Annotated in this window: 13 protein-coding genes; 11 read left to right on the forward strand and 2 right to left on the reverse strand. The window is 41.8% G+C overall.

What is annotated here, in order from left to right:
* Positions 1 to 333 precede the first annotated feature (333 nt).
* The 10 genes from rpoE to HMPREF2766_RS00520 all read left to right on the forward strand — a co-directional run bounded on the left by rpoE (position 334) and on the right by HMPREF2766_RS00520 (position 8,530).
* A complete protein-coding gene (gene rpoE / locus HMPREF2766_RS00475; protein WP_000418415.1) occupies positions 334 to 924 on the forward strand; it encodes a DNA-directed RNA polymerase subunit delta in 591 nt (196 codons plus the stop codon).
* 329 nt (positions 925 to 1,253) lie between these two features.
* Positions 1,254 to 2,861, forward strand: a complete 1,608-nt coding sequence (locus HMPREF2766_RS00480) for a CTP synthase (protein ID WP_070567101.1) — start codon at positions 1,254 to 1,256, stop codon at positions 2,859 to 2,861.
* A 165-nt stretch (positions 2,862 to 3,026) separates the two neighbouring features.
* Positions 3,027 to 3,326 carry a DUF4651 domain-containing protein gene (locus HMPREF2766_RS00485; RefSeq protein ID WP_049501144.1) on the forward strand — a complete coding sequence of 100 codons (300 nt, stop codon included), beginning with the start codon at positions 3,027 to 3,029 and terminating at the stop codon, positions 3,324 to 3,326.
* Positions 3,323 to 3,640 (forward strand): thioredoxin family protein, encoded by a 318-nt coding sequence (locus HMPREF2766_RS00490; protein ID WP_049501143.1) that lies wholly within the window; start codon positions 3,323 to 3,325, stop codon positions 3,638 to 3,640. Before HMPREF2766_RS00485 ends, HMPREF2766_RS00490 begins: the two co-directional genes overlap by 4 nt.
* A 14-nt stretch (positions 3,641 to 3,654) precedes the next feature.
* Positions 3,655 to 4,281 carry a YtpR family tRNA-binding protein gene (ytpR, locus tag HMPREF2766_RS00495; RefSeq protein ID WP_049501142.1) on the forward strand — a complete coding sequence of 209 codons (627 nt, stop codon included), beginning with the start codon at positions 3,655 to 3,657 and terminating at the stop codon, positions 4,279 to 4,281.
* Positions 4,282 to 4,322: 41 nt separating this feature from the next.
* Positions 4,323 to 5,084 carry an SDR family NAD(P)-dependent oxidoreductase gene (locus HMPREF2766_RS00500; protein ID WP_049501141.1) on the forward strand — a complete coding sequence of 254 codons (762 nt, stop codon included), beginning with the start codon at positions 4,323 to 4,325 and terminating at the stop codon, positions 5,082 to 5,084.
* A gap of 78 nt (positions 5,085 to 5,162) precedes the next feature.
* Positions 5,163 to 5,558 carry a single-stranded DNA-binding protein gene (locus HMPREF2766_RS00505; protein ID WP_000282459.1) on the forward strand — a complete coding sequence of 132 codons (396 nt, stop codon included), beginning with the start codon at positions 5,163 to 5,165 and terminating at the stop codon, positions 5,556 to 5,558.
* Between the two features lie 156 nt (positions 5,559 to 5,714).
* Positions 5,715 to 5,999 (forward strand): co-chaperone GroES, encoded by a 285-nt coding sequence (groES, locus tag HMPREF2766_RS00510; protein WP_070567104.1) that lies wholly within the window; start codon positions 5,715 to 5,717, stop codon positions 5,997 to 5,999.
* A 15-nt stretch (positions 6,000 to 6,014) separates the two neighbouring features.
* Positions 6,015 to 7,637, forward strand: a complete 1,623-nt coding sequence (gene groL, locus HMPREF2766_RS00515) for a chaperonin GroEL (RefSeq protein WP_000031555.1) — start codon at positions 6,015 to 6,017, stop codon at positions 7,635 to 7,637.
* Positions 7,638 to 7,762: 125 nt separating this feature from the next.
* Positions 7,763 to 8,530: an epoxyqueuosine reductase QueH gene (locus tag HMPREF2766_RS00520; protein ID WP_000567567.1), complete on the forward strand. Its 768-nt coding sequence runs from the start codon at positions 7,763 to 7,765 to the stop codon at positions 8,528 to 8,530.
* Positions 8,531 to 8,599: 69 nt separating this feature from the next.
* On the opposite strand, the gene HMPREF2766_RS00525 is transcribed toward HMPREF2766_RS00520, so the two are convergent.
* A complete protein-coding gene (locus tag HMPREF2766_RS00525) occupies positions 8,600 to 9,133 on the reverse strand; it encodes a nucleoside tri-diphosphate phosphatase (RefSeq protein WP_000775318.1) in 534 nt (177 codons plus the stop codon).
* A gap of 88 nt (positions 9,134 to 9,221) precedes the next feature.
* Positions 9,222 to 9,998 (reverse strand): recombination regulator RecX, encoded by a 777-nt coding sequence (recX, locus tag HMPREF2766_RS00530; RefSeq protein ID WP_000705071.1) that lies wholly within the window; start codon positions 9,996 to 9,998, stop codon positions 9,222 to 9,224.
* Between the two features lie 37 nt (positions 9,999 to 10,035).
* Between recX and rlmD the strand changes: the two genes are divergently transcribed.
* Positions 10,036 to 11,178: 23S rRNA (uracil(1939)-C(5))-methyltransferase RlmD (gene rlmD / locus HMPREF2766_RS00535; protein ID WP_070567107.1), on the forward strand; the 1,143-nt coding region annotated here is incomplete at its 3' end.

Raw genomic sequence — 11,178 nt, forward strand, 5'->3', positions numbered from 1 at the left:
TAGTATATCATATTTTAAAAGTAAAATATCGTTAATACTGGTCATTCATTTTGATTCAAATCTATTTTGTATTGGATTCATAATAGTAGTTTGACAACACGGTAAGTGCTGCTGCAACAACATTTATTATTTTTTTGACATAAGCTTCCTCCAAATAATATTTTTAAATTTACCATGTGATAAAATCAATTGATTTTTACTTAATAAATCATAGATAAATCTATTTTAACCTTTGACTATTCCGCAAAATTATCGTACAATAAAGAGTACATGATAAAATGAGGTCAGAGTCCGTTCGCTCTGGCGATAGTAGTAAAAATGAGGAGAAACGCTTTGGAATTAGAAGTATTTGCTGGGCAAGAAAAAAGTGAACTATCTATGATTGAGGTAGCGCGTGCTATCTTGGAACTTCGTGGTCGCGATCATGAGATGCATTTTAGTGATCTTGTAAACGAAATTCAAAACTACCTTGGAACATCAAACAGCGATATCCGCGAAGCTTTGCCTTTGTTCTACACAGAGTTGAACTTTGACGGTAGCTTCATCTCTCTTGGAGACAACAAATGGGGGCTTCGTTCATGGTATGGTGTGGACGAAATCGACGAAGAAATCATCGCTCTTGAAGAAAGTGACGACGATGAAGTAGCACCAAAAGCTAAGAAAAAACGCGTCAATGCCTTTATGGATGGCGACTCAGATGCCATTGACTACAACGCAGATGATCCAGAAGACGAAGATGCATACGAAGCAGATCCAGCTCTTTCATATGATGATGAAAATCCAGATGATGAGAAAAATGAAGTGGAAGCTTACGATGCAGAAATCAACGAAATCGCTCCTGATGACTTGGGTGAAGACGTGGATCTTAACGAAGAAGACGACGAGTTTTCTGACGATGATGCTGAAACGAGTGAAGAAGAGTAAAAGACTTCACAGAGGAGATCGTAAGATCTCCTTTTTTGTTGCTTGGGCAAAGTAGTTGAGCAGATCATCCGTTTGGATGCGGATCTTTAGTTGGTTTTCTGAAAACAATCTCCTTTTTTCATCTTTTACCGATTCGGGTTGACAAATGATCTGCTTTGAGGTATCATATTGTTCGGGCACCTCTTTTAGAGGTCGGGGCTCCCTAGTTACTAGGGAGCTATTTTTGTTTTTTCAGGAAGTTTTCTTGAAAAGTCGTGATTCATAAGGGTCTTGTTTTCGATCTCCCCTCGTAGTTAACAAGGCCTTGAGCATTTTAGAAAGAGGAATCTATGTCTACGAAATATATTTTTGTAACTGGTGGTGTGGTGTCGTCTATTGGGAAAGGAATTGTCGCAGCAAGTCTGGGCCGACTCTTGAAAAATCGTGGTCTTAAAGTAACTATTCAGAAGTTTGACCCTTATATCAATATCGACCCGGGAACTATGAGTCCTTACCAGCACGGGGAAGTCTTTGTGACAGATGATGGGGCTGAGACCGATTTGGATTTGGGTCACTATGAACGTTTCATCGATATCAATCTCAACAAATATTCCAACGTGACAACTGGTAAAATCTACAGTGAAGTTCTTCGTAAGGAACGTCGTGGAGAATACCTTGGGGCAACTGTTCAAGTCATTCCTCATATCACAGATGCTTTGAAAGAAAAAATCAAGCGTGCCGCTCTAACGACCGACTCGGATGTCATTATCACAGAGGTTGGTGGAACCGTTGGAGATATCGAGTCCTTACCATTTCTAGAGGCCCTTCGTCAGATGAAGGCAGATGTGGGTGCAGATAATGTCATGTACATCCATACAACCTTGCTTCCTTACCTCAAGGCTGCTGGTGAAATGAAGACCAAGCCAACTCAACACTCTGTAAAAGAATTGCGTGGTTTGGGAATCCAGCCAAATATGTTGGTCATTCGTACAGAAAAACCAGCTGGTCAAGGAATTAAAAATAAACTAGCTCAGTTCTGTGACGTGGCTCCAGAAGCTGTTATCGAGTCTTTGGATGTCGAACACCTTTACCAAATTCCATTGAACTTGCAGGCACAAGGCATGGACCAAATTGTTTGTGACCATTTGAAACTAGATGCACCAGCAGCGGATATGACAGAGTGGTCAGCCATGGTGGACAAGGTCATGAACCTCAAGAAACAAGTCAAGATTTCCCTTGTCGGTAAGTATGTGGAGTTGCAAGATGCCTACATCTCAGTGGTCGAAGCCTTAAAACACTCTGGTTATGCCAACGACGCAGAAGTGAAGATTAATTGGATCAATGCCAATGATGTGACAGCAGAGAATGTAGCAGAGCTCTTGTCTGATGCGAACGGAATCATCGTACCTGGAGGTTTTGGTCAACGTGGTACGGAAGGGAAAATCCAAGCCATTCGCTATGCGCGTGAAAATGATGTTCCAATGTTGGGAGTCTGCTTGGGAATGCAGTTGACTTGTATCGAGTTTGCTCGTCACGTTTTAGGGCTTGAAGGTGCCAATTCTGCAGAACTTGCACCAGATACAAAATACCCTATCATCGATATCATGCGTGACCAGGTTGATGTTGAGGATATGGGTGGAACCCTTCGTTTGGGACTTTATCCATCTAAGTTGAAACGAGGTTCTAAGGCAGCGGCTGCTTATCACAATCAAGAAGTGGTGCAACGCCGTCACCGTCACCGTTATGAGTTTAACAACGCCTTTCGTGAACAGTTTGAGGCGGCAGGTTTTGTCTTCTCGGGAGTTTCTCCAGACAATCGTTTGGTCGAAATTGTAGAAATTCCTGAGAATAAATTCTTTGTGGCTTGTCAGTATCACCCTGAACTTTCCAGTCGTCCAAATCGTCCAGAAGAACTCTACACTGCCTTTGTTACTGCAGCAGTTGAAAATAGTAACTAGTTATCTTCTAATTTCTGAGAATAATCTCAGAGATTTTTTTAATCCATTCAGGAAATTCTTGTTAACTCAGGCGCTTGGCAATAAGAATTAGACTCACTGAGGTAAGAGATTTTCCTTGCTCATATACGGCTTCCCTATTTGTCCTAGAGCCCTTTTTGTGTTACAATGAATGGTATGAAAGCTAAGAAATTATGGATGACTGGCTTGACTGTGGCTGGTCTAAGTGCCCTTGCTTTAGGGGCTAAAAAAGCAGCAGATAATCACAAGCTCATGAAGACTCAGGAAGAGTTGACCGCTATCGTGCGCGAACTTTTCTCAGATATGGGTGAGATTGCGACTCTCTATGTTCAAGTCTACGAAGGTAGCCTAGAGCGACTTGTCGGAGGAGTCATTTTCGAGGATGGCCGTCATTATACCTTTGTCTATGAAAATGAAGACCTGGTCTATGAGGAGGAAGTCTTATGATACAACCAGCAAGTTTAGAAGAATTGGCATCTTTAGTAGAAAAAGATGGCAAGAAGGTTTTCCTTTTTGTAGCGGACTGGTGTGGCGATTGTCGTTATATCTATCCAGCCTTGCCAGAGATTGAGGAGACTAATCCAGAGTTCACCTTTATTCGAGTGGACCGAGACCAGTATCTGGATCTGGCCAAACTTTGGGATGTTTACGGGATTCCTAGCCTTGTTGTGCTAGAAAAGGACAAGGAAATCGGCCGTTTTGTCAATCGCGACCGTAAAAGCAAGGAAGAAATTAACGACTTTTTAGCAGGACTGAAATAGGAGAAAATGAAAGAATGATTTTTACATATAATAAAGAGCATGTTGGCGATGTCCTTATGGTCATCGTGAAAAACAGCGGAGATGCCAAACTAGACGTGGAGCGCAAAGGCCAAGTAGCCCGTGTTTTCCTCAAAGATAATGGGGAAACAGTAGCTTGGAATATTTTCGAAGTTTCAAGTTTGTTTGAAATTGCAGAGCGTGGTCAAGTCTTTTTGACAGATGAGCAAGTCGCTCGTTTGAACCAAGAATTGCAGGCGGAAGGATTTACAGAAGAAATTATCAATGACAAAGAACCTAAGTTTGTTGTTGGTGAAATTGTCGAGATGGTAGCTCACCCAGATAGTGACCACCTCAACATCTGCCAAGTGGCAGTCGCAAGTGACAAGACAGTGCAAATCGTTGCAGGGGCTCCCAATGCGCGTGTTGGGTTGAAAACCATTGTAGCTCTTCCTGGAGCGATGATGCCAAAAGGCAATCTCATTTTCCCAGGCGAACTTCGCGGTGAAAAGAGTTTTGGCATGATGTGCAGCCCTCGTGAACTTGCCTTGCCAAATGCTCCGCAAAAACGTGGTGTTATTGAATTATCAGAAGACCAAGTTGTTGGAACTCCATTTGACCTAGCCAAACACTGGACTGCCTAGGAAATTGTCAGTGTTTGATAGACCAGATAGAGGGGGATAAGATGGCAAAAAATGTAGTAATTACAGGAGCGACCTCAGGAATCGGTGAAGCGATTGCGCGTGCTTATCTGGAGCAGGGGGAGAATGTCGTTCTAACAGGGCGACGGACAGACAGACTAGAGACCCTCAAGTCAGAGTTTGCAGAAACTTTTCCAAATCAAACAGTTTGGACCTTTGCACTGGATGTCACGGATATGACCATGGTGAAGACTGTCTGCTCCGATATTTTGGAAACGATAGGTCAGATTGATATCTTGGTCAATAACGCTGGACTAGCTCTTGGCTTGACTCCCTATCAAGACTACGAAGAATTGGATATGCTGACCATGTTGGATACCAATGTCAAAGGTTTGATGGCAGTTACTCGCTGTTTCTTACCAGCAATGGTAAAAGTCAATCAGGGTCATATTATCAACATGGGATCGACCGCAGGAATCTATGCCTATGCTGGGGCAGCTGTTTACTCAGCCACCAAGGCAGCAGTTAAGACTTTTTCAGATGGTCTGCGAATTGATACCATTGCAACGGATATCAAGGTGACCACCATTCAACCAGGGATTGTCGAAACAGATTTCTCTACAGTTCGTTTTCATGGTGACAAAGAGCGTGCTGCCACCGTCTATCAGGGAATTGAGGCCTTGCAAGCTCAGGATATTGCAGATACAGTGGTCTATGTGACCAGTCAGCCTCGTCGTGTGCAGATTACAGATATGACCATTATGGCCAATCAACAGGCGACAGGTTTCATGGTTCATAAAAAATAAAAAATTTTCTCGAAAAGTTACAAATTTTTGTAACTTTTTTTTGATTCCTTGCGAATAGATAAGTAGGAGGAAGAAAATATGTATAATAAAGTTATCATGATCGGGCGCTTGACGTCTACACCAGAATTGCACAAAACCAACAATGACAAGTCAGTAGCGCGTGCAACTATCGCTGTGAACCGTCGTTACAAAGACCAAAACGGGGAACGTGAAGCTGACTTTGTCAATCTTGTTCTTTGGGGGAAATTGGCTGAAACCTTGGCAAGCTACGCAACTAAAGGTAGTCTTATCTCTGTGGATGGAGAACTTCGTACCCGTCGCTTTGAGAAAAATGGCCAGATGAACTACGTGACTGAAGTTCTTGCCACAGGATTCCAACTTTTAGAAAGCCGTGCCCAACGTGCCATGCGTGAAAATAACGCAGGACAGGATTTGGCAGATTTGGTCTTGGAAGAGGAAGAATTGCCATTTTAAACATTGAAAAGTCTGAGTTGGTCTCAGGCTTTTTTATATTGAGAAAGTCAGACTTTTTTCTTGACTATTTCTGACCAAGTGATACAATAGAACTATAAATTAGCACTCAAATATAAAGAGTGCTAATAATATGTAGTTTATCATGGAGGAAAACAGATGTTGAAACCATTAGGAGACCGTGTGGTCTTGAAAATCGAAGAAAAAGAACAAACTGTTGGAGGCTTTGTCCTTGCAGGATCAGCCCAAGAAAAAACAAAAACAGCCCAAGTTGTAGCTACTGGACAAGGTGTCCGTACTTTGAACGGTGACTTGGTAGCGCCAAGCGTTAAGTCTGGAGACCGTGTTTTAGTGGAAGCCCATGCAGGTATTGATGTCAAAGATGGCGATGAAAAGTACATGATCGTAGGCGAAGCCAACATCTTGGCGATTGTTGAAGAATAGAAGGAGAAAGTAAGTATGTCAAAAGAAATTAAATTTTCATCTGATGCTCGTTCAGCTATGGTTCGTGGTGTCGATATCCTTGCAGACACTGTTAAAGTAACCTTAGGACCAAAAGGTCGTAATGTTGTGTTGGAAAAATCATTTGGCTCACCTTTGATTACCAATGACGGTGTGACCATTGCCAAAGAAATCGAGTTGGAAGACCATTTTGAAAATATGGGTGCCAAATTGGTATCAGAAGTAGCTTCAAAAACAAATGATATCGCAGGTGACGGGACAACTACTGCAACTGTTTTGACCCAAGCGATCGTCCGCGAAGGAATCAAAAACGTCACTGCAGGTGCCAACCCAATCGGCATTCGTCGTGGGATTGAAGCAGCGGTTGCCGCAGCAGTAGAAGCTTTGAAAAACAATGCCATTCCAGTTGCTAATAAAGAAGCCATCGCTCAAGTTGCTGCCGTATCTTCTCGTTCTGAAAAAGTCGGCGAATACATCTCTGAAGCTATGGAAAAAGTTGGCAAAGATGGTGTCATCACTATTGAAGAATCACGTGGTATGGAAACAGAGCTTGAAGTCGTTGAAGGAATGCAGTTTGACCGCGGTTATCTATCACAGTACATGGTGACGGATAGCGAAAAAATGGTGGCTGATCTTGAAAATCCATACATTTTGATTACTGACAAGAAGATTTCCAATATCCAAGAAATCTTGCCGCTTCTAGAAAGTATTCTTCAAAGCAATCGTCCACTCTTGATTATTGCGGATGATGTAGATGGCGAAGCTCTTCCAACTCTTGTATTGAACAAGATTCGTGGAACCTTCAACGTAGTAGCAGTTAAGGCACCTGGCTTCGGTGACCGTCGCAAAGCGATGCTTGAAGATATCGCTATCTTGACAGGTGGAACAGTCATCACAGAGGATCTTGGTCTTGAGTTGAAAGACGCTACTATTGAGGCGCTTGGTCAAGCTGCGAGAGTAACTGTGGACAAAGATAGCACTGTTATCGTAGAAGGTGCTGGAAATCCTGAAGCCATTTCTCACCGTGTTGCAGTTATCAAGTCACAAATCGAAACCACAACTTCTGAATTCGACCGTGAAAAACTCCAAGAACGATTGGCTAAATTGTCAGGTGGTGTCGCAGTCATCAAGGTCGGAGCTGCAACTGAAACTGAGTTGAAAGAAATGAAACTCCGCATCGAAGATGCCCTCAACGCTACTCGTGCAGCTGTTGAAGAAGGAATCGTTGCAGGTGGTGGAACTGCTCTTGCCAATGTCATTCCAGCCGTTGCTGATTTGGAATTGACAGGAGATGAAGCGACAGGACGCAATATTGTTCTCCGTGCCTTGGAAGAACCAGTTCGTCAAATCGCCCACAATGCAGGATTTGAAGGATCTATTGTCATCGATCGTTTGAAAAATGCTGAAGTTGGTACAGGCTTCAACGCAGCAACTGGCGAATGGGTCAACATGATTGAAGAAGGAATCATTGACCCAGTGAAAGTGAGCCGTTCAGCCCTTCAAAATGCAGCATCTGTAGCCAGCTTGATTTTGACAACAGAAGCAGTCGTAGCCAATAAACCGGAACCAGCAGCCCCAGCTCCAGCAATGGATCCAAGCATGATGGGCGGCATGATGTAAAAGCAACTTATAAAAAACACTAAAGGAGGGAACATGCATCCCTCCTTTTATGGTTTTCTCTTCTAAAATTGATTTGAGCTCTCCTAACTTATATGATAAAATAAAACTAGAAAAAGGAGAAGAACATGATCGATGTAGAAGAAATTCTGAGCAAGATGAACCCCAATCAGAAGATTAATTATGACCGTGTCATGCAGAAGATGGTACAAGTATGGGAGAAAAATGAGCAACGTCCCACTATTCTCATGCATGTTTGCTGTGCTCCTTGTAGTACCTACACCTTAGAATACCTGACAAAATACGCTGATGTGACTATCTATTTTGCCAATTCCAATATCCATCCCAAGGCAGAATACCACAAGCGGGCTTACGTCACCAAGAAATTTGTCAGTGATTTCAATGAGCGAACAGGCAATACAGTCCAGTACCTAGAAGCTCCCTATGAACCCAATGAATACCGGAAGTTAGTCAGAGGACTGGAAGAAGAACCTGAAGGTGGTGACCGTTGCAAGGTTTGTTTTGACTACCGTCTGGATAAAACAGCACAGGTAGCTATGGACTTGGGTTTTGACTACTTTGGTTCAGCCTTGACCATCAGTCCCCATAAGAATTCTCAAACCATCAACAGCATCGGAATTGATGTGCAAAAGATTTATACCACCCACTATCTTCCAAGTGATTTCAAGAAAAATCAAGGTTACAAACGTTCAGTGGAGATGTGCGAGGAGTATGATATCTATCGTCAATGCTATTGTGGATGCGTCTATGCAGCTCAAGCCCAGAACATTGATCTTGTTCAGGTTAAGAAGGATGCCACGGCTTTCCTGTTAGATAAGGATGTTGAAAAAGATTATTCCCATATCAAGTTTACTGTCACTAAATTAGATATATAGCAATTAACCCAGCTTCTAGGCTGGGTTTTTCAAATAAAAAACCAGAGCTCTCACCCCGGTTTGACAACTTTACCGATTCTTTAGTTCTATGTAGCGTTTGTACCAAATGTTGACATAGGCCTCTGAGAAAGGACCGCGCCCATTGTTGATCCAATCAACAAGGATTTTAACATGCTCTTTCAAAATATAGTCTAAATCATCAGAATACTTCATTTTGCGTTTATGGCGCTCATACTCTTCAACGTCCAAGAGACGCTTTTCACCATCAGTGAAGACCTTGACATCCAAATCATAATCAATGTATTTCAGGGCTTCCTCATCTAGATAGTAGGGGCTGGCCATATTGCAATAGTAGGAAATCCCATTATCACGAATCATGGCAATGATATTAAACCAATATTTTTTGTGAAAGTAAACAATAGCCGGTTCTCGAGTCACCCAACGACGACCGTCACTTTCGGTAACAAGTGTGTGGTCGTTGACGCCGATAATAGCGTTCTCTGTTGTTTTTAGTACCATGGTGTCCCGCCAAGTACGGTGGAGACTCCCATCATGCTTATAACTTTGAATTGTAATAAAGTCGCCTTCTTTTGGAAGTTTCATAACTAACCAACTTTCTACAATTTATAAGTTTATCGTCTACTATTATATCATAAATTGGTCTAATTTTTTTGAATTTTACCTGAAAATGTTAAAGATATTCTCTGAGAGCGCTCGCTATATCCGAAAAATCATAGCCTTTTCTAGCTAAAACTTGAGTTAATCGTTGCTTTAGTTCGTAACCTTCATATTTGCGAGCGTATTTAGCATATTGTTTATCCAGTTCTTTAAAAATGAGCTCTTGAGTCGTTTCTTGGTCGACTTGACTGTCCAAGTCGTCAAAGGTATTCTTAGCATCAGAATAGGAGAAGCCTTTGTTGGTCAAGTTTTGGATAATCTTATCTTGCAAGGCACGAGCGGGAAGCTTTCCCGTGTATTTTTTTAGAAGTTTCTCCGCCACACGTTGAGCAACCTCCGAAAAATCAAAATCCTTTAAAACATCTTCAATAGTTGCTTTGGCAATCCCTTTTTGAGACAGTTTTTGAGCCAGCACATAAGGTCCCTTATCTCCAGAAAGTTGATTGGCATTGATGATAGAGTAGGCATACTGACGATCATTAATCCAGTTATCTTCTTTAAGATTAGCGATAACTTGACTAGTGATTTTTTCATCAAGATCATACTTTTTCAGATACTCACGAACTTCCTTTTCGGTTCGAGCTTTAAATGATAGATGATAGAGGGCGAGATTTTTACCATAAGAGAACTGGGCAAAGTCCTGAATCTCGGTAAGTTCCTCTTTACTAATGACTTTATCTCGAGACAACATAAAACGGACAATGGTATCCTCCGTGATATAAGAAGTTTGCTGTCCATCTAGTTCCATCAAGTAGAGGCGTTTTTTCTTTTCAAGTTTTGTGATTTTCATAGTTCTATTATACCCTAAAATGTGATAAGATAGGGGTATGAATCTGAAAGTCAAACAAAAAATACCTTTAAAAATCAAGCGGATGGGCATCAATGGCGAGGGAATCGGATTTTACCAAAAAACTTTAGTATTTGTGCCTGGAGCCCTCAAAGGAGAAGACATCTATTGTCAAATTACTTCTATTAAACGTAACTTTGTTGAAGCCAAATTACTAAAGGTTAATAAGAAGTCTAAATTTCGAGTCGTACCAGCTTGTACGATTTATAATGAATGTGGTGGTTGCCAAATCATGCACCTCCACTATGATAAACAGTTAGAGTTCAAAACAGATTTGCTCCACCAAGCCCTGAAAAAATTTGCCCCTGCGGGATATGAAAACTATGAAATCCGTCCAACTATCGGAATGCAGGAACCAAAGTACTACCGTGCTAAGCTTCAATTCCAGACTCGGAAATTTAAAAATCAGGTCAAGGCAGGTTTGTATGCGCAAAACTCTCATTATCTCGTAGAGTTGAAAGACTGTTTGGTGCAAGATAAGGAAACCCAAGTGATTGCGAATCGCCTAGCTGAACTTCTTACTTACCACCAAATTCCAATTACAGATGAGAGAAAAACGTTAGGCGTTCGTACTATCATGGTACGTCGAGCAAGAAAAACGGGACAAGTCCAGATTATCATTGTCACAAATCGCCAGCTTAATTTAACCCAGCTAGTAAAAGACTTAGTTAAAGATTTTCCAGAAGTCGTCACAGTTGCAGTCAATACAAATACAGCGAAAACAAGTGAAATCTATGGTGAAAAGACGGAAATTATCTGGGGCCAAGAGAGTATTCAAGAAGGAGTACTCGACTATGAGTTTTCTCTCTCCCCTCGAGCTTTTTACCAGCTTAATCCTGAGCAGACAGAAATTCTCTATAGTGAAGCAGTTAAGGCTCTGGATGTCAGCAAAGAGGATCATCTGATCGATGCCTATTGCGGTGTTGGGACGATTGGATTTGCCTTTGCAAGTAAAGTAAAGAGTCTCAGAGGAATGGATATTATTCAGGAAGCCATAGAAGATGCCAAGCGAAATGCTAAAAAAATGAGATTTGACAATACCCATTACGAAGCGGGAACAGCTGAAGAGATTATTCCACGCTGGTATAAAGAAGGCTACCGAGCAGATGCCTTGATAGTCGAT

The sequence above is a fragment of the Streptococcus sp. HMSC076C08 genome (assembly GCF_001810825.1).
GTDB lineage: Bacteria > Bacillota > Bacilli > Lactobacillales > Streptococcaceae > Streptococcus.

What these genes read in the sequence shown, in the direction of transcription:
- HMPREF2766_RS00525 (WP_000775318.1), bottom strand. Translation starts at nt 9,133, where the DNA reads ATGAAACTTCCAAAAGAAGGCGACTTTATTACAATTCAAAGTTATAAG.
- groES (WP_070567104.1), top strand. Translation starts at nt 5,715, where the DNA reads ATGTTGAAACCATTAGGAGACCGTGTGGTCTTGAAAATCGAAGAAAAA.
- HMPREF2766_RS00500 (WP_049501141.1), top strand. Translation starts at nt 4,323, where the DNA reads ATGGCAAAAAATGTAGTAATTACAGGAGCGACCTCAGGAATCGGTGAA.
- ytpR (WP_049501142.1), top strand. Translation starts at nt 3,655, where the DNA reads ATGATTTTTACATATAATAAAGAGCATGTTGGCGATGTCCTTATGGTC.
- HMPREF2766_RS00520 (WP_000567567.1), top strand. Translation starts at nt 7,763, where the DNA reads ATGATCGATGTAGAAGAAATTCTGAGCAAGATGAACCCCAATCAGAAG.
- recX (WP_000705071.1), bottom strand. Translation starts at nt 9,998, where the DNA reads ATGAAAATCACAAAACTTGAAAAGAAAAAACGCCTCTACTTGATGGAA.
- HMPREF2766_RS00505 (WP_000282459.1), top strand. Translation starts at nt 5,163, where the DNA reads ATGTATAATAAAGTTATCATGATCGGGCGCTTGACGTCTACACCAGAA.
- HMPREF2766_RS00490 (WP_049501143.1), top strand. Translation starts at nt 3,323, where the DNA reads ATGATACAACCAGCAAGTTTAGAAGAATTGGCATCTTTAGTAGAAAAA.
- HMPREF2766_RS00485 (WP_049501144.1), top strand. Translation starts at nt 3,027, where the DNA reads ATGAATGGTATGAAAGCTAAGAAATTATGGATGACTGGCTTGACTGTG.
- HMPREF2766_RS00480 (WP_070567101.1), top strand. Translation starts at nt 1,254, where the DNA reads ATGTCTACGAAATATATTTTTGTAACTGGTGGTGTGGTGTCGTCTATT.
- groL (WP_000031555.1), top strand. Translation starts at nt 6,015, where the DNA reads ATGTCAAAAGAAATTAAATTTTCATCTGATGCTCGTTCAGCTATGGTT.